Genomic DNA, 23879 nt, shown 5'->3' on the forward strand with positions numbered 1-23879 from the left:
AACTGAAGTGCTTAATCTACCGCAGTGATCACGGTATCAATTAAGTGGATCACGCCATTTACAGTGTAAATGTCTGTTTGGGTGACATTACTGCCTTCCACTTGCAAACCTGAAGTTGGTAAGCTCACTTGCCACCAGACGTCGTTGACCCCCTGTCCCATGGCATCACCCGCTTGGCTGTCACCACTGTAAGTGTATAAAGGTCTGCCAAGATAAGCGGCCTGCATGCTGCCATCGGCACGCGCCATTAAAGACAGACCGGCGATATTTTCAATTTGCTCTGCAGTGGCGATGACTGGCGGCCACGTTTGTGCACAGGCATCATTACATTGGCTTTGAGCAAAGGTTAAGTCGTTATCAAACACATACAGCGTACGGCCCGCTTGCTCTAAACCATTCCCGGCAACTAGACGTTGCTGTTCGCTGTTATAAGCAATGGCATCTGCAGCGGTATTGCTGGTTGCGGCAAAGTCATAGACGTTTATATCTAACTGATTACCAGCCACCGTTGTGGCTTTTTTACCATTTAAGGAAAATGCGGTGGCACTGCTTGCCTCTAGTGGCAACACATGTTGTGTTAATACTTGCGTTAAGGCGTCGCTGTCAGCAAGGAGCCCTGACAAGGTTGCAGAGGGGATCTTGTTAAACGCAGCGTTCGTGGGAGCAAACACAGTGAACTGTGCCTCGGTATTGGCTAGGGTATCAACTAAATCGGCGGCTTGCAGCGCACTTACTAAAGTCGATAAGTCTTCTCTAGCCACGGCAGCATCAACGATGGTGTTTTCAGTAGCCACTTTCTCAGTGGGCGGCATGATAACCTTGTCTAGCACATGGATCACCCCATTATCAGCTTCAACATTAGCGCTGCGGATCACGGCATCGTTAATGAACAATTTACTATCGACCATGCTCAGTACACTGCTATCCTGATTAGCCATGGTGACGGAATTTTCGCTTGAACTGGCGACACTCGCGGCCGCATCAGACATCACGCTTTGGCCTGCAATCACATGATAAAGTAAGATATCTTTTAGCTTGTCGGGGTCGCCTGCCAAGGCGGTTAGGGTTTCTTGGCCTAACGCCGCAAACGCTGCATCTGTAGGCGCAAATACGGTAAACTGCGTGGTCGGATCGGCCAACACCGAATCTAAACCGGTTTCAGTGACTAGGCTTAGTAAGGTGGTAAAGCTGCCAGCTTGCGCCGCCACGGCCGGAATTAACCCTTTAGACTCAGGCACAGTCACCTCATCAACAATCACCGCATCAATCACATGAATAATGCCGTTTGCCGCAGCAATGTCAGTTTGTGTTACGGTGACGCCAGCAAATTTTAGCTGATCTGTTTCCGAGTCAATAGTGATAGGTAACGAATTTCCTAACAATGTTTGCGCATTTTGACCATTTAATGACATCGCGGTAACGGCATCCACTTTGCCACTGACAATGTGTTGCTTAAGGATGTCGCCGAGGACATTGGGGTTAGCAAGCAAGGTATTGATGGTGTCTTGACCAAGCGCTGCAAAAGCAGCATCGGTTGGTGCAAAGACAGTCAAATCATCACTTCCCGACAAAGCGCCGCTTAACCCTGCCACTCCAGCCGCTTGTAACAAGGTATCAAAGTTACCGGCAGATGCAGCCACCTCGGCAATAGTCATATCACCAGTGGCCTCTTGTGGTGGCATGAGCACCGCGTCAATAACGTGAATGATGCCATTGTCAGTGGTGATATCGGTTTGCGTAACGGTTGCGGTATTCACCAACAGCGAATCACTATTGAGAGATAAAGCGATGTTTGCGCCATTGACGGTTTCAACGGTTTGCCCTGCAGCAGCAATGGCTGCTTCTGCGTTCACTTCTGAACCAATAACATGGTAAGTCAAAATGTTGCTTAAGGTATCGGGGTCGGCAAGTAAACCGTTGATGGTGTCTTCGCCTAATAGTGCAAAGGCGTCATCTGTTGGAGCAAATACAGTGAAGCTTGAACCTGTATCGTCTAAGGTAGCATCGAGGCCTGTTGCTTCTAATGCTGCTACCAGAGTGTTAAAGCTACCAGCCGCTTTCGCCGCATCGTAAATTGACGTTTCTTCAACCACTGGCGGTGGCGTAGGTGGGGTAACTGTGTGGTCGTCGTCATCAGAGCAAGCACTTAATAACAATGTTGCGCTGAGCATGGTTATTGTTACTATTTTGTTCACGATAATCTCCGTTTACTGGGTTAATCATCCAGCAATACGGAGATTTTTTAAACAAAGATCAACGATTATAAAAAAGCAAATTTAAGCTTTTTTAACAAACTTCGCCGTGACCATCATTTCGCCAACGCCATCCACTTTACAGTCTAGCTCATGATCTTTTTTATCTAACACGCGGCGCACCAAGGCCTTAGTGCCAATTTTAATGACCTGAGAACTGCCTTTAATTTTCAAATCTTTTGCTACCGTCACTTTATCGCCGTCTGCCAAAAGTGTGCCGTTAGCATCTTTTACTTGAATTGCATCTTCTTCATCGATGGCATTAGGATCCCACTCGTATGCACATTCAGGGCAGATCAGTTGATTTTGATCTTCATAGACATACTCTGAGCTACATTTTGGGCACGGTGGTAAAGACATAAGCGATATTCCAGTTTTGGTTGTAGTAAAAGGGGTATAATAAACCTTTCTTACCACAACCGCCACTAAGTGAGACAAACAATGCTGTTTGCGGTTGGTAGAGACTCACTTTTGCAATTGTTTAGTGAGTGAAAAGATACCCCTCAGCTCGCCGAGTCGATACCCTGTTGCTAAGTCATTGGGGTAATAATGCGCTAAGGCCTGTTTCACTTCTGGCGCAATGGTCTCGCCATGACACGACAAGCATAATGGGCCTGCCATTATCGGACTCGTGTAACGAAAAGTGCTTGATGAAGTGGTGCTGGTATGTTGTCCAGCTAGGGGTTGATTGTCAGCGTTCATCGCCAAGTAATGCTGTAATTGCTGCAGCTCCCAGCTATCGGGAACGTTTTTAGGGTTGCGATTTTTATTGCTCTTTCTGGCTACTTGCCAGCCGTCTATAGAGAGTGAGGCGGCAATCACCGGAGCACGTTGCTGGCATACTTTGATGCCGTTAACTAAGCCACCCGCTTTAATCGCAGTACTGAGCTCAGACTTTAATTGGCCAGAAAATGCCTGCACCTTATTTTGAGCTTGAACCACTAGCTTTTCTTCGTCTGCTGCAGCCACTGCAACCGAGGCTAGTGCAGCACTTAATAACGCCATATAAGAAATCAATTTACTCATCTTGACACCTTTATATTAGAATTTCCTAATATAATAGAACAGACTCAGAATATGACAATGTTAAAGTCTGTCAATCTTCAGCTAATTTGTTATAAATCAATAAAGACTAAGCATTGGCGGTGTGTTGCCAAACCAGCGTAACAACGTGGGCGATAGATATGCGGATGGTCGAGGAGGTGTGCTTACCAACTTATTCATAAGAAGGAGCAAATTTCAGGCACAAAAAAAGCAAGCCTAAGCTTGCTTTTTGTCAGTCGTTTAAGCGATTAAAGCTTAACGATGTTCTCAGCCTGAGGACCTTTCTGGCCATCAGTTACTGTGAATTCTACTCTCTCGCCTTCAGCAAGTGTACGGAAACCGTCACCTTTGATTGCGCTGAAGTGTGCGAACACGTCAGGGCCATTTTCTTGAGCGATGAAACCAAAACCTTTAGACTCGTTAAACCACTTAACGGTACCTGTAAGAGTGCTAGACATAATACTAATCCTGATATAAAAACAAAAAATCAATGCTATCAATGTGCATTGATGAGCTATGCCCATGTGGGCGCATAGACCTAAATTTGTAGAGTGGATAAAACTTCAGGACGGTACTACTACAAGCAAACACTTATACAACAACGTAATGGAGATTTTTAAACACTGACCCAAATTCTGTCTATGAACATCATATAGGGATTCCTCCCTAAGTCAATACATTTTTAACCATCAATATGACTTGTTAATGACAACCTTAAATCTAGCGATAATAAATTGATAATTTGATGTTTTTTGTATTATTTAATTATGCTCAGCCTATGCCAGAGGTGCTTAACTAAAGCCTAAAGTGGCACCTTTAATAACCAAGGTAAAGCAACTCTCAGGAAAATTTAGTGCCTATTGGCAATTAATTTGCCCTAATAATACTGCACTGGTGTCGTACAAATACCAACAGGAAATTGAGGATTTAACCGCTAAACGCTAATTATTAAGGGTAGTCACTTCTAAGCCCGAATGTTCTTGGACCTCTGTGTAACTGTACTCAACTAACCTGTAAGCTATTTATCGACTAGCGCTATTGAGTCGCGCTCCCAAATGGCCACTTAAACTAGCCTAGGTACTAATATATGTTGCTGCGGTAAATCAATGAACAACTAAAGGTCGCTTTTTAAGCAAGGCTTGAACACAGCTCACAGCTTGTAAAGGGGTTTTACACCAATTCGCTTAATTAAGTGGTCTATTTGAGGCAAGAAAATTTTGCCGATAACAAGGCAAAAACTTTGCGATTTAGTTGTTCTAAATTAGAAGTTTTTAACGCAGTTAGCGTCAAATTTACTCCCTCAAATTGAGCAAGTATTAATGCGAGTTGGTATTCTCCCTATTCAGACCATACCGCAAACTCGTTACCACTGGGTTCAATAAAGTGAAAGCGTCGGCCACCAGGAAAACTAAAAATGGCTTTGTTTACCCGTCCGCCGGCTTGCTCAACTTGAGCCTGTGTGGCTTCTAGCTCTTTGCTGTAAAGCACCACTAAAGCGCCACAAGTTTGCTGCTCAGAGTGAACATCGGCTCTAAAAAAGCCGCCATCGAGACCGGCATTACTGAATGCAATGTAATCGGGCCCATAAGATTGAAATTGCCAATCAAAGACTTGCTCGAAGAAGGCTTGAGTGGCTTCAAGATTGCTTGCTGCCATTTCTAGATAGTTGATTTTATGATGCATAATTGACTTCCTTTTACTCGGCTATTTTGAGTTTACATCGTATTCGGTGCTAAAGTGTAGCCCAGTTTGTTCAGCGTTAGTGACTGATTGTGCGTTTATTATCGTTTTTTACCATATTAGGGATGGTTATCACCATGAGTTTTTCCGCTTCAGCTCAAGCTGCACCGAATCGCGAGTCAATAAGCCCAGCATCAATGCTAGGGCAAAAGCTAATGCTTGACCTGCGTTATTATTGCCCTAAGGGCTCAAGCTCAGCCTGCCGCACTCCACTTACGCAATTGCCACCAGAGTTGCATCAACTCATAGCTAAACACGACATCGGCGGAATTATTCTGTTTTCCGAGAACGTGCAAGACACGGCGCAAATTGTTTCACTGACCAAGGAACTTCAAGCCGCAGCTGCACAAAGTGCCAGTGGCCTCCCTTTGCTTATTGCCATTGACCAAGAAGGAGGCCGTGTTGCTCGTATTAATCGCGCCCAAGCGACTTCGTTTACTGGCAATATGAGCATAGGTGCAACCTACCCCAAGCATGGTGATAAATACGCCACAGCGGTAGCCACAGCCATCGCCACCGAGCTCAATAGTCTGGGCATAAACGTAAACTTTGCGCCGACGGTAGACGTGAATAGCAACCCCCACAATCCGGTGATCAATGTCCGCTCTTTTTCAGAAAACCCCAAGATGGTTGCCGAGCTTGGCGCCGCTCAGGTTAGCGCCTTTGAGCAACATGGGGTGATTGCGGCACTAAAACACTTCCCTGGCCATGGTGACACCCATGTTGATAGCCATACCGGCCTGCCTCGCGTCGACCACAGCCGCGCAGAAATAGACCAACAAGACTTGCTGCCGTTCAAAGAGATCATTACCAGCAGCGCACCTGGCATGATCATGACAGCACACATACAGTATCCCGCACTCGATGCCAGCGAAGTGGTCAACTCTCAAGGCGAGCGCATGATAAAGCCCGCTACCATGTCTCACAAAATCATGACGACGCTGCTACGCGATGAACTAGAATACCAAAGCGTTACCATCACCGACGCCCTCGACATGGCTGGGATCAGTGACTTTTTCTCCCCGCTGGATGCCACCATTACTACTTTTCAAGCTGGGGTAGATATCGCCTTAATGCCAATGGCAATTAGAACACCCGATGACATAGCGCAATTTGACGACTTTATGACTGCGCTTAAAAACGCTGCAGAGCAACACTTAGACAGCAATGACATACAGCGCTCGTTCTCACGCATTACCATGCTAAAGAGTAAGCTGCCCAACTCAGTTCCCTCGGCCACCATTGCGCAATCGACTCTTGGCAACCCTAAACATCGCCGTTTAGAAGCCGAGTTGGCATTAGCCGCCATTACCGAAGTGAAAAACCAGCAATTGTTGCCACTGCCAGCGACCTTAAAATCACTCCATCTGATCATGCCAGACAGACAAAAATGCATGGCATTAACGCAAGCGCTGCAGCAAGTTTCTCGCTCACCAATGAACATCACATGCAGTAGTTTACAAGGTTACGATCCAGTGCTTGCAGCCACGCAAATCGCCAATGCCGAAGTGGTGATTGCTGGCCATGCTTCGCCACCGCAAAGTGCCGTTGAAATTGGCGGCATGGACGACGTGAAAAAGTTACGTGAGCATGGTGTTGCCCGCAATGAGCAGCCCGAAGCGTTGAAATCTTTACTTGAGGTGGGTGCAAAGCTGGGTAAGCCTCAGGTCTTTATTAGTTTACGTGCGCCTTATGAAATCACCGAGTTTTCTCCTCTGGTTGACGCGGTGTTAGCCAGTTATGCGTATAATGTCGATGTGGTCGCTGGCGAGCAAGTAAGTGGCCCGGCGTATACTGCCTTGGCAAAAGTATTGCTGGGGCAGGCGAAGGCGCAAGGCCATTTACCGGTAACCGTAACGCTGCCAGAGCACCAACAACCCGAACAGAACTAGGATCAACAGATGTTATTGAATTGCGATTTAGGTGAAAGTTTTGGCCCATGGCAAATGGGGCTGGATGACCAAGTTATGCCCCATATTGACATGGCCAACGTGGCTTGCGGTTTTCACGCTGGCGACCCAGATGTGATGGCAAAAACACTGACATTAGTTAAGCAACACCAAGTGATGCTCGGCGCCCACCCAAGTTACCCAGACCGTCAAGGATTTGGCCGTCGCTCAATGACACTGAGTGAAAACGAGCTGCGCCATGCTCTGCACTATCAAATTGCCGCCATCGAAGGCATGGCCAAAGTGCAAGGGCTCACGCTCAGTTACGTCAAACCCCATGGCGCATTGTATAACGATATGATGAAATCTGAGGTGCTGTTGAGTACTGTGATTAAAGCGGTGGCAGACTATCCCAGTGAGCTCAAGTTGATGATACTGGCCACCAAAGCGCAGCAACACCATCAACAGCTCGCCCAGCAACATGGCGTTAATTTGATCTTTGAAGCCTTTGCAGATCGACTTTACACCGATGAAGGCTTATTAACCCCACGCACAGAGCCCAATGCCGTTCATAATAAAACCGCATTATTGGCTCAGGTTAAGCAACTGCATCAACAAGGCAGTGTCACCACCAGCTCAGGACAGACACTGCCTTTGCGTGCGGATACCCTGTGTGTTCATGGCGACAACGAGGCCAGCATTGCGTTAGTGAAAGAGATAAAAAACGAACTAAGTCAGTAACTAACCTTTGTTACGATAACAGTAGGAGACAAGGATGCAACTCACCACACCTAGGCTGGTATTAAGGCCACTTCAGGGATCCGATTGGCCATTGTGGCAACAGCTGCATCAAGACCCTGCTGTTATGGCCTATATCGGCGATATACCCGACGAAAAAACGCTCGGCGAAAAATTTCACGCCCGAATAGTTAGCCCACAGCAACCTTGGCATAAAGAAACGTCGCAGTGGCTAACTTTTACTATCATCGAGCAAGCGAGTGACACAGCCATTGGCTTTCATGGCTTTTTCAGTCACTGGTCGCCCTACCAGCAAGCTGAGCTCGGCTTTATGCTCGACCCAGCCTTTCAAGGCCAAGGTTATGCCTTCGAGGCCAGCCAAGCGGTTATTGATTTTGCTTTTGCCCACTGTCATTACCATAAGCTGGTCGCCACAGTGACCCAAGGCAATGCCCCTTCGCACGGGTTACTCAAAAAGCTGGGGTTTGAGCTCGAAGGGGTACTAAAACACAATTTTCGCATTGCAGAGCAATGGGTTAATGATGAAAAGTTCGCATTGTTTAATAACGAATAACCACACCTATATGTACTTACAAACGCCAGCTTCGTGGATAGTATTAGCTGGCTTTTGCCAATAACTCTTGGCGCACTAGCTCAGCGCCTGCGCTTAATGCCTGCAATTTTCCTTGAGCAATATCCCGTGCCAGTGGTGCCATACCACAATTGGTGCATGGGTAGAGCTTATCAGCATCAACGTATTGCAATGCTTGGCGCAAGGTTGCGGCCACTTGTTCTGGCGTTTCAATGCTCTCGGTTGCCACATCAATGGCCCCTACCATGACTTTTTTACCCCGAACCAGCTCAAGTAGCTCAATGGGCACCCGCGAGTTGTGGCACTCCAATGAAATAATGTCGATATTCGACTGCTGCAACTTCGGCAATACTTGCTCATATTGTCGCCACTGCGCGCCTAAGGTTTTTTTCCAATCGGTGTTGGCTTTAATGCCATAGCCATAGCAAATGTGTACCGCCGTTTCACATTGCAATCCGTCAATGGCTCGCTCTAGCGCTGCAATGCCCCAGTCATTGACCTCATCAAAAAAGACATTAAAGGCTGGCTCATCGAACTGAATAATATCCACTCCTGCCGCTTCCAGCTCTTTGGCCTCTTGATTGAGGATTTTGGCAAATTCCCACGCCAGTTTTTCACGGCTTTTATAATGATCGTCATAGAGCGTATCTATCATGGTCATCGGCCCCGGCAGCGCCCATTTAATTGGCTGGTTGGTTTGCTGGCGCAGCACTTTGGCATCTTCCACAAATACCGGCTGTTGCCGTGAAACTGGGCCCACCACCGATGGCACGCTGGCCTCATAACGGTCGCGGATGGTCACCGTTTGCCGCTTTGCAAAGTCGACACCACTGAGGTGTTCAATAAACGTGGTCACAAAGTGCTGACGGGTTTGCTCGCCATCGCTGACAATATCAATCCCGGCTAGCTGCTGCTCATGCAAGGCTAGCCGTAATGCGTCATGTTTGCCATCCACCAGCTCCTGGCCGTGTAATTTCCAAGGTGACCAAAGCACCTGAGGCTGCGCCAGCCAACTCGGTTTTGGCAAGCTGCCCGCCGTTGAAGTGGGTAATAGCTGTTTCATTCCATGATCTCCTTTGTTTTACTGGTTATAACGCGTAGTTTTGCGACCACTGCTCGAGTACTCTTTGGTACGGCTTAATAAAGTGCTCTTCGGCAAATTTCCCTTGTGCCACGGCCAATTGGCTACGCTCTTCGCGGTCATAGACAATTTGCGTCAAGGAATGATCTGGGTTTTGTAAGTTGGGTCGATAACGACGCCCTGCCACCGCATTAGCGTTATAGATCTCTGGCCGATAAATCTTTTGAAAGGTTTCCATGGTGCTAATGGTGCTGATCAGCTCCAAGTTGGTGTAGTCGTTCAGCAAATCACCAAAGAAATAAAATGCCAATGGCGCCACACTGTTTGGCGGCATAAAATAACGCACTTGCAGCCCCATCTTTTTAAAGTACTGCTCGGTAAGCGAAGACTCGTTGGGCTGATACTCAAAGCCCAAAATTGGGTGTTGGTTTTCAGTACGTTGATAGGTTTTGTTGTCAGAAACGCTCAGGCAAATCACTGGTGGCTTGTCGAAGTGCTGCTTGTAACTATCTGACTCAATAAAGCACTTAAACAGTTTGCCATGGAGTTCGCCAAAGTTACTGGGCACACTAAAGTTCGATTTGTCTTTATTATATTCCCGTAGTACCACGCTAAAATCATAGTCACGAACATACGAAGAAAAGTTATTGCCCACAATACCAGCGATGCGCTCATTGGTTTTATGGTCAAGGATATTGGTTTTCAAAACTTCTATGGAAGGAAACGCCTGCTCGCTGCCTGCAATGGCGATATCCACAGACACAATCTCCAACTCAACGGTGTAGCGTTCCCCTTTGGGGTTATCCCAGTTAGCCAAGGCGTTGAAACGATTATTCACCATCTGTAAGGCGTTGCGTAAGTTTTGTTGGCGGCGCTCACCACGGGCCAAATTAGCAAAATTGGTGGTAATTCGGGTGTTGTTCGACGGCTCGTAATTCTCATCGAGCTTAAGCTTTTTAATATTAAAGGTAAATTCTGTCGTCATGGTTTTTCCCTGTCATAATGAATCACGGTTGCTGGCAAACAACCCAGCATGCAATATCACTTCTGGCGGTGTTACCCTTGCCTCGAAAGTGATGAGATGCAGTAGTTATACGTGTTCCAGTTAGAGAAAAAAAACGCTTTAATTTCACCCCTACTATGAGGGCGATTCATATAAACAGAGCGGTGCTAACGCTCATCAGCAAAACCTCCCCAAAACACAAATAAACACCCAGACATTTAGAACTCTAAAAGTCCAAATATAGTTTTATTCATATTCAAGATGAGGAAATATCAGCCCTTATTATGACCGCAATTGTTATACTGGTGAGCACCTTTGCAATCAAAATATCAGTATAACTGACTGATATTTAATTAATTTAAATAAGAATAATATGACTGAGCTGATCCTACTGTTGTTGAGCTGCGCTGTACTTGGCGCCGTGGTTGGTTTTTTAGCAGGCCTGCTGGGCATTGGCGGCGGGCTAGTTATTGTGCCTATGCTGAGCAGTATTTTACTCTACTTTGCGGTGCTGCCGGCAGAGCAAGTGGTGATTGTTGCTATTGCCACCTCTTTGGCTTCAATTTTATTTACCTCCACTGCAGCGGCCAAAGCGCACCATCGCAATAATAATGTGCCGTGGCATATTGCCCCTTGGATTATGGTTGGCGTAGCGGTTGGCGCCACACTCAGTGGCTTTTTCGCGCCACTGCTTGATGCCGAGGTGGTTAGCATTATATTCGTTGCCAGTGTACTTTTGATTGCAGTAAAAATGGCATTTGGCAGCAACCAACCTAAACAGACGCACCCTTTACCTAATAAAGGGGTGTTGATGCTACTCAGTGGTGTTACCGGAAGTGTGTCTGCGGTGATTGGCATTGGTGGCGGTGCTTTGCTGGTGCCACTGCTGACTTTCTTTTCTGTTGATATTAAAAAAGCCATTGGTTGTGCCTCGGCAAGCGGCATTGTTATCGCGTTATTTGGCTCAATAGGTTATATCAGCACGGGTAGCCAAGATTTGGCGCTTAACCATGGCTTTGCTGGGTTTGTTTACTTACCAGCACTGCTTGGGATTGTGTGTACCTCTTGGTTTACCGCCCCACTTGGGGCCAAAGCAACCCAATATTTACCGGTGGCCACTATTAAAAAAGTGTTTGCGCTTTTGTTGGTTGTTATGGCGATGAAGTTGTTGGTTTATTAGTAGCTATGCTTAACGGAGTTTTAGTTTTGAACTTTTTGTGTTGAAATTTTGAACTCAAACAACTTGTAGTGCCATAGTTCTTTTCCTCTTATGAGTGTTGGTATAGTCGTCCTCGTGACGGGTTTCGACGTCCGTCCATGGGCGTCAACTGACTTATCGATGCTTGCCCAAAGTAAAGTAAGCAAAAGAAAGAACGCTTCCAGCATCACACTAATACCAGCTTGCTTAATTAAAGGGTCGATTCTGAGGCAATTAAACATTGTCAATAACACCGCTCCCGCATCCTGCTACCGCCAAGGTACCTGCGTCCATGCAGGCAAGGCAAAAGTTTTGCAATTTGGTGGTGCCAAATAAGAAACTTTTAACGGAGTTAGTGGCAGCGCTTTAAAATATTAAATAATGACAGCACTTTTTGCTTCTGTGTATTCAGTTGGTTGTCCTCGTGACGGGTTTCGACGCCCGTCCATGGGCGTCAACTGACTTTTCTTTGCTTGCCCAAAGTAAAGTCAGCAAAAGAAAGGGCACTCCCAACATCACACCAGGAACCTCAAGTAATCAGCCAATTTTAACGTTACCAGCATGTAAGGGCCGTCCTTGGCCCTGTCATGCTTTTTCGCGCTTCCATGCGCGAAATAAGTTAATTGGCTGCTGACTTGAGGGTGTGATGAGGGAGGTAAAATTGCTGCAAGCGCGCTGCTTTTAGCTCGCAATTGAGTGGCTGATCTAAACGAAAAACGGCCATTTCGATTTAGAATAAAACCTTTTAGCTTTTAGGTTATTGGCCTTCTCCAATATTCAGAAAAGTGAGCGATTTGCGTATTTTTGTCCTTAGACCAACTTGTAACAATGCAATAATTTCTCAAGCTAGTAATGGTTTACCAAATTTGGTATTAATATGTGAATTAGAAAAGTGAGCCATACCACGGTAGAGAAATGCGCGATTTGCGCACTACTTAATTATTATGCATATTTCTAGTTGAGAGGTTAAATGGAGTCGGTTCAGGTAGCATTAAATCCGCTGGATTGGTCAGGTGTTTCGGCAATCACATCAATCTTGATGCTTTTCATCAACATTTTCTTACTCGTGTCAGTAATTTTTGCTTACCGAACCATTAAAGAAGAAGTTAAGAATAGAGACAGTACTTTGCTACTTTGGGCAATGGATGAAATGTCAAAGATTAAGTCAGATCTTTCATTGCTCCATAATGCAGGTGACTATGCGATCGGAGAGCTAGGGGGCGAAAACCATGAAGTCATTTGGTCTAAAGAGACGGTTGATGCAGCGTACCGTGTCAGCATTGTGATGCAACGGTTATCCTACATGGCGATGTCAGGGCTTATTAGTCGGGAGCATTTTTCCAAGATGTGGGGGCCTGCTTTTGAGAAAGCATGGAAATCGTTGGAATCATATATTCATCACAAGCGTTTCCTAAACGGTAAGCCTTTAACACTGGCCGAGGGTGCCTATAGCCGTAATGACTTCGAAAAATACGCTCTGTACTGTAAGGACCTAAACATATAACAAGACAATCAAATTCTTTCCGGCCTCCACCGGACGCCCTTCTTAGGGCGCTGCTTATTGCTGGTGTTTACATTTCAAAACGGAACCCAAGGATTTATGGAGTTAATAAAATATCTAAATGAGCACTTCATTACTAAATGCGAATTGCTTGAACTTTCAAAAGTGACTGAAACAGAGTTGAGAGAACTTCAGCAGCAGGGCTTAATGCCACAGTGTTCATATAAGCTAAAACTAAATTTGGAAAGTGATTCATTTTTTGGTGTGCACTGCGATAATCAAGTGTTGGAGTATTACGCAAAGGGTTATATCTCTTGGTTAACAGCTATTAAAGACCTTGAAAGTAAACACAACGCTTACTTATCTTTTTCTGCACGTTAAAAAACCGCTTTAGACAGTTTAAAAAATGACGGTTTTGCAACAAATAACAATAAGTTCAAAGAAAACATAGAGTCACATATAGAAGAGGAATGGTCTCATTTTTTAAAGGGTATCTATGGTCTATGCACCAAGTCTGGCTTGCCGGAGGATATAGCCGCTAAAGAGCTTGCCATACTAGAGATTAATGAACTTGCCGAAAAACCTGATTTAGATGAGAAACAATTAAACAGCCTCCAACGTGCAGTTAATCTGCTGGATTCTGTCAGTTCCTTATTTGCACCTCATGAGAGATCAAATAGTTCTCGCCATCGTTTGGTTGACGAGGTGCGTCGTAAGTACAAGCTACAAAGCTAACAGAATAATATACGGCGCTCCCACTGCCGCCTCTTACAACTTTGCAGCTGCCAGCTTTGATTAGTTTTTAACAACCAAAGCTGACAGTTGTGAGGAGTTGGCATAAATGATCCCAAGCGATTAATTAGCGAAGCTTTACCGCAAACGGTAAGTTAGTCGCTGTTTCTTTCTTCAGGTAGGTCGCTAAGGTACTCGACAAATTCAACTTCAAAACCCATGGGGTCGATAAAGTAGGCGTTTTTGCGGTGGGGGTGCTCTGCGCCTTGTTTATCCACTGGGTAGCCGGCTTGTTCTAGGCGCTCGACTAATCTATCTAAGTTTTTTACCACGTAGGCAAAGTGTGCCAGTCCTAGTTGGTGGCCGGTTAAGTCGCGGTTTTCTCCTTCGCCGTTGTCGCTCATAGCAATGTAGTGGTAATCATCGCCAAAGTGCAGCCATGTACGCGCTTTGCCGTACCACTCTCCTGTGCCCTTGCTTCTTATTTTCCAATGCGGAAAAGCGGCGCCATAAAAGTGCAGCATTTTGTCGAGGTCATTTACGATTAGGTTAATGTGTTCTAAATACATAATTTTTCTCCTTGAGCTTTTTTGTATTAAGTGCAAGCGCATGTGTTCGTTGCATTGACTAAAAGATAAAACCTGAAGCTAACTTGAGGTAAAGAGAAAAAATGAGATTTATCGAAAAAAGTTGAATTAATGCACTGAGCGACCATAGTGGGTAACAACAATCATTATAAGGAAGCGTCATGAAACGTATTTTTGCAAGTGCCGCGCTGGCCAGCCTCTGTGCGGTTGCACAGGCCACGCCGTTAGCGCCTACCGATATATTTAATTTAGAGTACGCCAACCAAATCGATATTAGTAACGACGGCGATAAAGTCTTCTTCGTACGCAATCGCATGGACATTAAAAGCGATAGAAAAGTCGGCAATATTTGGTCGGTGGATTTAGCCACCAATGCCATGCATCCCGTGACGGATGGTTTGCATATGGACTACTCGCCGGTGTTGTCACCGAGTAATGACCGCATTGCTTTTATCTCTACTCGCGATGGCAGTAGCCAAATCTATGTAAAATGGCTTGCCACTGGGGCCGTTGCTAAAATCAGTAACTTAACTCATAGCCCTTCTTCGTTGCATTGGTCTGAAGATGGCAAAAGCCTGTTCTTTAGTCAGTTTGTGCCCAGCAAACAAGCGCCACCGGTGAGTGTGGCTGGCAAGCCTGAAGGAGCTGAGTGGGCAAAGCCGCCGGTGTTTATCGATGATGTTTATTACCGTGCCGATGGTGCTGGTTATACGGAACCGGGGTTTCGCCATATTTTTAAAATCGACGCCAACGGCGGTAATGCTATCCAGCTGACTTCTGGTGACTTCGACCATGGCGGCAGCTTAAGCTTTGGTGATGACGGTAAAACCCTTTATTTTTCTGCTAACCGCCACCCCGACCACAAGATGCAGCCCACCAACAGCGAAGTCTACAAACTCGATTTAGACTCGCTAGAAATTACCGCAGTTACCGACCGAAAAGGCCCAGATCGTAACCCGCAAGTGTCGCCCAACGGTCGCTATTTAGCCTATTTAGGGCACGACGATAAAAAAACCAATTACGAAAATAATCTGCTGTACGTTAAAGACTTGCGCTCGGGAGAGACGCAAACCTTTGCTACCGACTTAGACCGCAGTTTAGAGTCGGTCACTTGGGCGGCTAATGGCCGTGGTGTGTACGTAAGTTACGACAGCGAAGGCAAAACCACGCTTGGCTACCAACCCTTGAAGGGCCGTTTTGAAGTGATCACCGACGAAATTGGCAGCGTCAGCTTTGGCCGCCCTTATTCGGGTGGCGATTATGACATCAGTGACCGCGGCTTAGTTGCTTTCACCTTGGCAGACACCCAAGCTCCAGCCGACGTAGCGGTAGTGAAGCGAGGCGAGCCTCGGGCTATCACCCAGCTTAATACCGATGCTTTAGGTAATAAAGAATTAGCCAAGGTTGAAGAAGTGTGGCTGAAATCAAAACACGATGAGCTGCCAATTCAAGGCTGGGTTGCCTACCCTCCTGGCTTTGATAAGTCGAAGAAATACCCCTTAGTGCTGGAGATCCATGGTGGTCCGGTGGCCAACTATGGCCCTCACTTTAGTGCCGAAGTGCAGCTATTCGCCGCACAAGGGAACGTGGTACTGTACATGAACCCACGTGGTAGCGACTCGTATGGTAAAGAGTTTGCTCAAACCATTCACCATAACTACCCAAGCCACGACTACGACGACCTAATGACCGGCGTAGATCACCTCATCAGCGAAGGCTTTATTGATAAAGATCGTTTATTTGTAACCGGTGGCTCCGGTGGCGGAGTGCTAACCGCTTGGACTGTAGGGCATACCGATAGATTTGCCGCAGCTGTGGTAGCAAAACCGGTGATCAACTGGTACAGCTTTGTGCTTACCGCTGATTTTTATCCGTTCTTTGCGGATTACTGGTTCCCAGGTAAGCCATGGGAGCACATGGAACATTATATGAAGCGCTCGCCTATCAGCTATGTTGGTAACGTCACCACACCGACTATGCTGCTCACCGGTGAAGCCGACTATCGCACGCCCATCTCAGAAACCGAGCAGTACTATCAAGCGCTGAAGTTACAAGGCGTAGACACGGCCATGGTGCGTATTCCCGATGCCTCGCACGGGATCACCCGTAGACCATCGAACCTGTTGAACAAGGTAGCTTACATTCAGTGGTGGTTTGATAAGCACGATCCTAAAAAGTAATTCACTTACCAACCAATTGGGCTGACAGCCTTATTTTGTTAGCCCTTTTTCTTTTACGAGCACTCCTTTATTCTCACCGCGTTTTTCAAACTCAGCTATAGCGCCTGGTTGTTATTGGAAAACCAAACAGCTATACCCATACGCTTATTTTAATTGATTAAACCTCTCTCATTTATTTTTTCGAATACTGCAATTCGTTTTTCTTGATGTTAAGCCTCGGCGTTGTGAACTACATTTTAAAACGCAGTTCGTAACCTACTTTTAAACGAGGGATTAACCATGAGAACAACACCTAAAATTGTCATCTCTGCTATTGCATTGGCGGTGTCTAGTAGCTTTTCTGCTACTAGCTTTGCTGCTGCCAGCGAGGCAAAAACCAACCAGTTTTGGTGGCCGGAGCAATTGAATTTAAGCCCACTGAGACAGCACAGCCCAGAATCCAACCCTTATGGTGCTGACTTTGATTATGCCAGCGAATTTAACAAACTCGATCTTAGCCAAGTAAAACAAGACATAGAGCGCACCTTAACGGATTCACAAGACTGGTGGCCGGCCGACTGGGGTCATTACGGGCCCTTTATGATTCGTATGGCGTGGCACAGTGCTGGTGTATACCGTGTTCATGATGGCCGCGGCGGCTCTGCAGGAGGTCAGCAACGTTTTGATCCGCTCAACAGCTGGCCAGATAACGCCAACCTCGACAAAGCCAGAAGACTACTGTGGCCGATTAAACAAAAGTACGGTCGTAGCCTCTCGTGGGCCGATTTAATGGTGCTTGCCGGTAACGTCGCGCTAGAATCAATGGGCTTTAAGACCTTTGGTTTTGCCGGTGGTCGTGAAGACGACTGGGAACCCGATCTAGTCTACTGGGGCCCAGAAGAAGCTTTCTTAAAAGATGAGCGCCGTGACAAAAAAGGCAAGCTAAAAGGCCCACTGGCAGCAGTAGAAATGGGCTTAATTTACGTTAACCCTGAAGGTCCTCATGGTAAGCCCGACCCCTTATTAGCAGCCAAAGACATTCGCATGTCGTTTGGTCGCATGGCAATGAACGACGAAGAAGTGGTAGCGCTGATCGCCGGTGGCCACACCTTTGGTAAAGCCCATGGCGCGAAAAAGCCAAAGGACTGTGTCGGTAAAGAGCCAGCTGCGGCCGCTATTGAAGAGCAAGGCCTAGGTTGGAAAAACAAATGTGGCTCGGGCAAAGGCGCCGATACCACCACCAGCGGCCTAGAAGGGGCATGGACAGTATCGCCGACTCAGTGGTCAACCAACTACCTCGACAACCTAATGAACTTTAATTGGGTTATGACCAAAAGCCCTGCCGGTGCCACACAGTGGGTGCCAGACAATGAAGCGGCGCAAAACTTAGTACCCGATGCCCACATTGAAGGCAAACGCAGTGCACCCATTATGTTTACCACCGACTTAGCACTGAAGTTTGACCCTGAGTATCGTAAAATTGTTGAGCGATTTCGCGCCGACCCCAAGCAATACGAAGAAGCCTTCGCCAAAGCCTGGTTCAAACTCACGCACCGTGATATGGGCCCAAGAGCGCGTTATGTCGGTGAGGAAGTACCACAAGAAGTACTTAAGTGGCAAGACCCTATTCCAGCCGCTGATTACGAAATGATAAACGCAGCAGATATCGAGGCGCTTAAGCAAGATATTGTAAACTCAGGCTTGAGCAAGCAAGAGCTTATCAGAACCGCTTGGGCGGCGGCTTCAAGTCACCGTGTTACTGACATGCGTGGCGGTGCTAATGGTGGCCGCTTACGCTTAGAGCCACAGATCAGTTGGGAAGTGAACAACCCAAGCGAAGTGAAAAAGGTATTAGCGACCTTGAGCGACATTCAAACTCGCTTTAACCGCAACAGTGGTGATAAAGCCGTGTCAATTGCCGACCTCATTGTGTTGGGTGGAGCTGCGGCATTAGAGCAAGCTGCCAGCGATGCCGGTTACGATATTACTGTGCCATTTCAGCCTGGCCGTACCGATGCATCGCAGCAACAAACCGATGTTAAATCGTTTGGTTACCTTGAGCCTAAGGCCGATGCATTTAGAAACTACTACAGTGAAGACGCCTATATGTCACCCACCAAAATGCTGGTTGATAAAGCCAACTTACTTGGCTTAACGGTACCAGAAATGACCGTATTGCTAGGTGGTTTACGGGCACTTGATGCCAACTACAAAGGCTTGGAGCATGGTGTGCTTACTAACAACCCAGGACAGCTTAACAATGACTTCTTTGTTAACCTTCTCAGCATGTCAACTAAGTGGTCAGCCGTTGAAGGAGATCCTGGCTTGTATCAAGGGGTTGACCGTCAAACAGGCGAGCCAAAATGGACCGCGACTCCGGTCGATTTAATCTTTGGTTCAAACTCAGAGCTGCGCGCGATTGCAGAAGTGTATGCCTCTGATGACGCCAAGCAGAAGTTTGTTGACGACTTTGTTGCCGCTTGGGTAAAAGTGATGCAACTAGACCGCTTTGACTTAAAATAAGCCAACAACGGTGGGGCGCAAGCCCCACTCTTCTTTCATTAAAGCGCAGCTAAAATGGCTTCCGCTTTGCTCACTTCAAACTGTTTCGGCTCCTCAACGTGTAATTGAGTAACCACACCGTTTTCAATGACCATGGCATAACGCTGCGAGCGCACACCGCCAAAGCTACCTGTGTCCATGTCTAACCCTAGTGCTTTAGTAAAGCTGGCGTCGCCATCTCCTAACATCATGATGTCATCGGCATTGTGGGCTTCACCCCAGGCTTTCATTACAAAGCCATCATTTACCGCGACGCAGGCAATGGTATCAACTCCTTTTGCCTTGATTTTATCGCCATTAACAACAAAGCCTGGCAAATGTGACGCTGAGCAGGTTGGCGTAAACGCACCTGGTACTGCAAACAGCACCACTTTTTTATCCGCAAACAGTTCATTCACTTGGTGAGTTTGCATGCCGTCGGCGGTTAATTCACTGAGCTCTGCCGCGGGCAGTGATTGTCCCACTTGTATCATAGCTTAATCCTTATGGTTAAATGTATTGTTACTCTAGACCATATGGAGGCGATTGCCGTATTTTTAAATCTTCGGGGCAATATCTATTTGCTATTAAAGTAAAAAAGCCCCCTTTAATGGGGCCAAAGTCACTGCCTTGCTGTATTCGGCTCAGTTAAAGTAAACTTTATGCTGAACGAGTAAGCCGCGCTACAGTTCGCCACTTACCAGCAAAGTAGTGCACTGCAACTAAAACGGGCCGCGGTTGTTACTCGGCGAGTGCCATAAACTTTGCCAAACATAATTACCGTGGATATAAAATAATTGTTCTGCGTTAATCAGCCCCCTATCCGCTTCAGAAAAACCCAAAGGCAAATCACTGTGTATTGGCGCTGAAAGCTGCGCTTCACTGCGACCCATATACTCTAAGCTTGGTTTTTCTTGCAAAGAAATAGTAAATGCAGCCAGGCTATTTTCGTTATACCACTGCTGCACAGCCCCCTCAGACTCCGCCACCTGCCACGACACCAATGGCAAGGAAAAACGCACTTGAGTTTGCTCAGTCACCATTGCCAGCGCACGATAGTCGTATTCCAGCGGCGTAAACTGCTCAGTAAAGTAGTGTGCACCAAGTAGCAATGGGGCAGTTGGGTCACTGACATCAAATAAGCTAACTTGAGTGCCTATTCCTTCTGCCGTTTCAGCGCTCACCTGCTGACCCACGCCTAATAATAGATTTTCAGCAACAGGATGGAGATAAGTCGAGTACCCGGGAACGTCTAGCTCCCCTATTATTTTGGGGGCTCGTGGGTCACTAAGATCAATCACATAAAGGGGAGCGCTTTGCTGAAATGTCACCACATAGGCTCGGTCGTTGACGTAGCGCACCGCATACACCTGCTCTTCCACTTGGCTAGATTCTGGGTCGACCTTGCCAATGGGCTGCGGATGTTGAGCATTAGGTAGCTGTGCAATAATGGCTAAATTGTTGCCCTCGGCTTGCAATAGATGTAACTGATGTAGATTCCCAATCTCAGCATCATCACGGCTAGTGAGCACTCTAAGTACCCCGTCACGTTCATCAAAGCGCGTTGCCGCCATGGCATCACTGGCACGTGCTAAGACTCCTGGTACTTGACCCGTTGCTTGATAACTCGCCCCCTGCTCTGTTAACGTAAACTTATGCAGTACTATGCCTTTAGGGTCCCAAAGCGAAGTGTTGCCCTGATCCGACTTACTAGGTGTAAAGAAATAACTGTATAAGTACAATGCCGAAGGGGACATATAAAAGCCATCACTGCGAGCACTGACACAGGCTGTGGTTATATCCGTAGGGTTTTCAACATCAACACTGGTGATGGTTGTTAGGCCATGGTAGCCATCATTTTCCGTGGCATCCGCAGGGATATAACAGTTTTCACTGGTCACCAGTGGCTGACTGGTTTGCTCGGTTAGGTTAGTAAGCCTAGGGAGCATTGCTGGCAGCTCAGTGGCCTGCAAACGCGCATAACTTTGCTCTTTATCATTGGCGATAAAATCACTGTAAGTTAGGTCATGCTTAGCGATAATATAGAGCTTATTGCCCACTAAACGACTTCCCAATAAGGTGCCGTCCATTGCAAAACGTTGCCCTACTTGGGCTTGCGCAGGCAATGAAACATCACTGAATGTTAGCTCAATGTGGCCTGGCGAGTTTGCCTCTGAAGTCACACCACTTTGGTTAAACTGCTCAGCGAAGTGAGGGTTACTGCCCATCATCACACTCACTAGGGTCTGCTTATGTAAGTATAAGTGTTGGCTGGTAAACTCACGCGGTGAAAGCGTTAGCTCATTCACTTGCGTCGCTTGTGGTTGTTGTAAATCCATGATCCGAACAAAGGTTTTACTTGCCTCGCGGTTATAAGCCGTTTGCGTACTTCCGGCAATAAACAAATAACGGCCAGCAAACTTAATACGGTCACCCTCAGCAACGCCAGCCACCAGCTGATTGCTGGTTGAATAAGGAGAGGCCGGCGGATGCGCTGTGCTTTGTTGCAACCGCGCCAGAAAAATACCATTTTTAATAAAACGTTCGAATTGTGCGTGGCTGGCCCGCTGTAAAGGGGCTTTACTGTTGCTGAAGGCCTTTAATGGCGGCACGCTTAGTGCTTCTGTGTCACTGCTGGTGTCACCGCAGGCACTCAAACCTAAAAGCAAAATTAAGCTTAATACCTTCGTGTACTTCATGCTTGAAACCTTGATTCATTGCCGTGCTACCAAGCCTAGCCATCTGGCACTAAAATTCTGTTATTATGACGCCTAGTTTTGTTATTTATTGTTACCCTTAGTGGTGTTTTACCCCAGTGCTGGTACATTAACTGCAGAATTCTTAATCGGCGTTCATAAGCATGCTATATCTTTATGGAGTTAGAGGTTGAAAAAATTTCTTGGTGCCTTGGCGCTGCTACTTGCCCCCCCCTCATTGGCTAACTCATCAGACTGTGATGCTGAGCAACAGCAATGTGTTGCTGTTGGCCAATGGCAAGTTGGTGTGGCAGTAGGTGCAGGCTTTATTTCAAACCCATTGCATCAAGGTGAAAACATTCCTTTGGTTGTGGTGCCTTATTTAAGCTACTACGGTGAGCAGTTATTTTTTGATAATGGCACGCTGGGCTACACATTAGTGAATAAGCCGCGCTTTGATTTTAGCTTAATCACCACCTTTAACGCCGAACAAGCTTACTTTGAAAAGTTTCACCCGAATAATATCTTCTTGCCAAAAACCTTTTTAGACTCCAGCGCCCAACTGCCTGGTGGAGAATCTACCGTTATGGCCAATGCCATTTCATTGCAGCAAATAGCTAAGCGCAAATGGGCCGCGGATGGCGGCGTATTAATGCACTGGTTGCTCAGCGATCAGGTAAAAGTGTCGGCCAGTTGGCTCAGAGATATTACCAACACCTATCAAGGCCACTTGGCAGAGGCCGCGATCAGCTACCGCTTTGCTTTATCTGGCAAAGCAAGCGCTGCAGTTAAAGCGGGTGTGCAATGGAAAAGCCAAGCATTGATTGACTACTATTATGGCATCGACGGCAAAGACACCGGCAACGCTAGCTTCTGGTATAACGGCAAAGCAAGCCTACAACCTTACCTCAGTTTTGCTTACTCCTATGCCCTTTCAGAGCAGTGGCAATTTAAGTTCAACGCCAAATACAAACGCTTAGACAGCGCCATGACCAACAGCCCCCTAGTGACTGATGATTATACCGCCACGGTATTTGTCGGGGGCAAGTATGAATTTTAACTCTGCATTGTTGTGCGTGTGCTGTATAGCCCCTTTACAGGCGATGGCAGAGCAAAGTAGCGCTATACGTTTTGCTATTAAGCCCATCACCTGCATGGTAAAGCAGGCTGGGCAAGCGTGTGAAATGACCGCTAAAATCGCGTGGCAAAGCGATAAAAAGGAAGATTTGTGCTTGTATCAACAGCAGTTGCAATTGGCTTGTTGGCAACAAACGCAAAAAGTCAGCACCAACAAAGCCATAAAACTTGAAAAAACCATGCGATTCACATTAAAAAATAGTGAGCAACAAGTAGTTGCCGAGCAGCTCATTGAAGTTCACAGCAGCGCCAACCAAAAGTATCGTCGTAAACTGAAAAGTGATTGGAGTGTATTTTAATGGCCAAAGTATTACTGGTTGAAGATGATGTTAAGTTAGCCGAGCTAACGGCTAAATTTTTACGCCATAACGACTTTGAGGTGGTCACTCTGCATCACGGCGTTAACGCCATAAAAGCCATCGAAGCGGAAAAACCCGATCTTTTAATACTGGATATTATGTTACCTGGGTTAGATGGCTACTCCATCTGCAAAGCGGTACGGCAAGAGTTTACTGGGCCAATTTTATTTTTAACCGCCAAAGACAGTGACTTTGACCACGTAAAAGGGCTTGAGATTGGCGCCGATGACTACATTATTAAGCCGGTCGAACCTTATGTCTTGCTTGCTCGCCTTAATGCGTTATTACGCCGCACCACAGTGCAACCAAGCAATACCGAGTCAATCGTGTTAGGCGAGCTGCACATTGATAAATCGGACCGCAAAGTTTTTTTAGCGGATAAAGAGATTGAGCTCACCAGTTATGAGTTTGATTTATTGAAAACCCTCGCCAGTCACGCAGGGGAAACCTTGAGCCGCGATTACATCTACAAGCATGTGGTTGGACGTGAGTATGATGGCTTAGACCGCAGTGTCGATGTGCGCATAAGTCGCTTACGGAAAAAGTTAGGCGACAATTTAGAGCAACCTTCGCGTTTAATCACCGTGTGGGGCAAAGGCTACCTCTGCTCTAAGTCAGCATGGGGCTAAA

General features: G+C 46.6%; 21 protein-coding genes and 1 pseudogene. 12 read left to right on the forward strand and 10 right to left on the reverse strand.

What is annotated here, in order from left to right:
- Positions 1 to 11: 11 nt before the first annotated feature.
- The 5 genes from R3P39_RS02105 to R3P39_RS02125 form a co-directional block, all read right to left on the reverse strand.
- Positions 12 to 2195: a fasciclin domain-containing protein gene (locus tag R3P39_RS02105; protein WP_336565359.1), complete on the reverse strand. Its 2184-nt coding sequence runs from the start codon at positions 2193 to 2195 to the stop codon at positions 12 to 14.
- Between the two features lie 81 nt (positions 2196 to 2276).
- A complete protein-coding gene (locus R3P39_RS02110; protein ID WP_336565360.1) occupies positions 2277 to 2612 on the reverse strand; it encodes a zinc ribbon domain-containing protein YjdM in 336 nt (111 codons plus the stop codon).
- A 105-nt stretch (positions 2613 to 2717) separates the two neighbouring features.
- A complete protein-coding gene (locus R3P39_RS02115) occupies positions 2718 to 3278 on the reverse strand; it encodes a Tll0287-like domain-containing protein (protein ID WP_336565361.1) in 561 nt (186 codons plus the stop codon).
- A gap of 266 nt (positions 3279 to 3544) precedes the next feature.
- Positions 3545 to 3754, reverse strand: coding sequence for a cold-shock protein (locus R3P39_RS02120; RefSeq protein ID WP_099029882.1), 210 nt, complete (start codon positions 3752 to 3754; stop codon positions 3545 to 3547).
- Positions 3755 to 4634: 880 nt separating this feature from the next.
- A complete protein-coding gene (locus tag R3P39_RS02125) occupies positions 4635 to 4979 on the reverse strand; it encodes a VOC family protein (protein WP_336565363.1) in 345 nt (114 codons plus the stop codon).
- A gap of 134 nt (positions 4980 to 5113) precedes the next feature.
- On the opposite strand from R3P39_RS02125, the gene R3P39_RS02130 reads away from it, so the two are divergent.
- The 3 genes from R3P39_RS02130 to R3P39_RS02140 are packed head-to-tail and all read left to right on the forward strand — an operon-like array spanning position 5114 to position 8237.
- A complete protein-coding gene (locus R3P39_RS02130) occupies positions 5114 to 6928 on the forward strand; it encodes a glycoside hydrolase family 3 protein (RefSeq protein ID WP_336565364.1) in 1815 nt (604 codons plus the stop codon).
- Positions 6929 to 6937: 9 nt separating this feature from the next.
- Positions 6938 to 7666 carry a 5-oxoprolinase subunit PxpA gene (locus R3P39_RS02135; protein ID WP_336565365.1) on the forward strand — a complete coding sequence of 243 codons (729 nt, stop codon included), beginning with the start codon at positions 6938 to 6940 and terminating at the stop codon, positions 7664 to 7666.
- A gap of 34 nt (positions 7667 to 7700) precedes the next feature.
- A complete protein-coding gene (locus tag R3P39_RS02140) occupies positions 7701 to 8237 on the forward strand; it encodes a GNAT family N-acetyltransferase (protein ID WP_336565366.1) in 537 nt (178 codons plus the stop codon).
- A 43-nt stretch (positions 8238 to 8280) separates the two neighbouring features.
- Here the strand turns inward: R3P39_RS02140 and R3P39_RS02145 are convergent, their stop codons facing one another.
- The gene (locus R3P39_RS02145; protein WP_336565367.1) at positions 8281 to 9318 is read right to left on the reverse strand and encodes a methionine synthase; all 1038 of its coding nucleotides are present in this window, start codon (positions 9316 to 9318) and stop codon (positions 8281 to 8283) included.
- Between the two features lie 25 nt (positions 9319 to 9343).
- Positions 9344 to 10321 (reverse strand): DUF1852 domain-containing protein, encoded by a 978-nt coding sequence (locus tag R3P39_RS02150; protein ID WP_336565368.1) that lies wholly within the window; start codon positions 10319 to 10321, stop codon positions 9344 to 9346.
- Between the two features lie 391 nt (positions 10322 to 10712).
- On the opposite strand from R3P39_RS02150, the gene R3P39_RS02155 reads away from it, so the two are divergent.
- The 4 genes and pseudogenes from R3P39_RS02155 to R3P39_RS02170 all read left to right on the forward strand — a co-directional run.
- Positions 10713 to 11519: a sulfite exporter TauE/SafE family protein gene (locus R3P39_RS02155; RefSeq protein ID WP_336565369.1), complete on the forward strand. Its 807-nt coding sequence runs from the start codon at positions 10713 to 10715 to the stop codon at positions 11517 to 11519.
- Between the two features lie 988 nt (positions 11520 to 12507).
- Positions 12508 to 13041: a hypothetical protein gene (locus tag R3P39_RS02160; RefSeq protein WP_336565370.1), complete on the forward strand. Its 534-nt coding sequence runs from the start codon at positions 12508 to 12510 to the stop codon at positions 13039 to 13041.
- 96 nt (positions 13042 to 13137) lie between these two features.
- Positions 13138 to 13419 carry a hypothetical protein gene (locus R3P39_RS02165; RefSeq protein WP_336565371.1) on the forward strand — a complete coding sequence of 94 codons (282 nt, stop codon included), beginning with the start codon at positions 13138 to 13140 and terminating at the stop codon, positions 13417 to 13419.
- Between the two features lie 15 nt (positions 13420 to 13434).
- A pseudogene (locus R3P39_RS02170) lies at positions 13435 to 13773 on the forward strand (DUF6058 family natural product biosynthesis protein); the annotation flags it as partial.
- 152 nt (positions 13774 to 13925) lie between these two features.
- Here R3P39_RS02170 and R3P39_RS02175 read toward each other — a convergent pair.
- Entirely contained in the window at positions 13926 to 14339 is a 414-nt protein-coding gene (locus R3P39_RS02175; RefSeq protein WP_336565372.1) for a VOC family protein, read from the reverse strand.
- 179 nt (positions 14340 to 14518) lie between these two features.
- Between R3P39_RS02175 and R3P39_RS02180 the strand changes: the two genes are divergently transcribed.
- Both R3P39_RS02180 and katG read left to right on the forward strand, forming a co-directional pair.
- Complete coding sequence (locus tag R3P39_RS02180; protein ID WP_336565373.1) at positions 14519 to 16537, forward strand: S9 family peptidase; 2019 nt, start codon at positions 14519 to 14521, stop codon at positions 16535 to 16537.
- A 279-nt stretch (positions 16538 to 16816) separates the two neighbouring features.
- Positions 16817 to 19039, forward strand: a complete 2223-nt coding sequence (katG, locus tag R3P39_RS02185; protein ID WP_336565374.1) for a catalase/peroxidase HPI — start codon at positions 16817 to 16819, stop codon at positions 19037 to 19039.
- Positions 19040 to 19077: 38 nt separating this feature from the next.
- Here katG and R3P39_RS02190 read toward each other — a convergent pair whose 3' ends face one another.
- Together R3P39_RS02190 and R3P39_RS02195 are read right to left on the reverse strand one after the other, a co-directional pair.
- Positions 19078 to 19551, reverse strand: coding sequence for a peroxiredoxin (locus R3P39_RS02190; protein WP_336565375.1), 474 nt, complete (start codon positions 19549 to 19551; stop codon positions 19078 to 19080).
- 228 nt (positions 19552 to 19779) lie between these two features.
- Complete coding sequence (locus tag R3P39_RS02195) at positions 19780 to 21756, reverse strand: beta-propeller domain-containing protein (RefSeq protein WP_336565376.1); 1977 nt, start codon at positions 21754 to 21756, stop codon at positions 19780 to 19782.
- 187 nt (positions 21757 to 21943) lie between these two features.
- Between R3P39_RS02195 and R3P39_RS02200 the strand changes: the two genes are divergently transcribed.
- From R3P39_RS02200 to R3P39_RS02210, 3 genes are read left to right on the forward strand one after another with little or no spacing between them, the layout of a single operon-like run.
- Positions 21944 to 22813: a MipA/OmpV family protein gene (locus tag R3P39_RS02200; protein WP_336565377.1), complete on the forward strand. Its 870-nt coding sequence runs from the start codon at positions 21944 to 21946 to the stop codon at positions 22811 to 22813.
- The gene (locus R3P39_RS02205; RefSeq protein ID WP_336565378.1) at positions 22803 to 23189 is read left to right on the forward strand and encodes a DUF3019 domain-containing protein; all 387 of its coding nucleotides are present in this window, start codon (positions 22803 to 22805) and stop codon (positions 23187 to 23189) included. Before R3P39_RS02200 ends, R3P39_RS02205 begins: the two co-directional genes overlap by 11 nt.
- Complete coding sequence (locus tag R3P39_RS02210; RefSeq protein ID WP_336565379.1) at positions 23189 to 23878, forward strand: response regulator; 690 nt, start codon at positions 23189 to 23191, stop codon at positions 23876 to 23878. The genes R3P39_RS02205 and R3P39_RS02210 overlap by 1 nt, the downstream gene beginning before the upstream one ends.
- The last annotated feature ends 1 nt before the right edge of the window (position 23879 follow it).

The organism is Pseudoalteromonas sp. UG3-2 (assembly GCF_037120705.1).
Classification (GTDB): domain Bacteria; phylum Pseudomonadota; class Gammaproteobacteria; order Enterobacterales; family Alteromonadaceae; genus Pseudoalteromonas.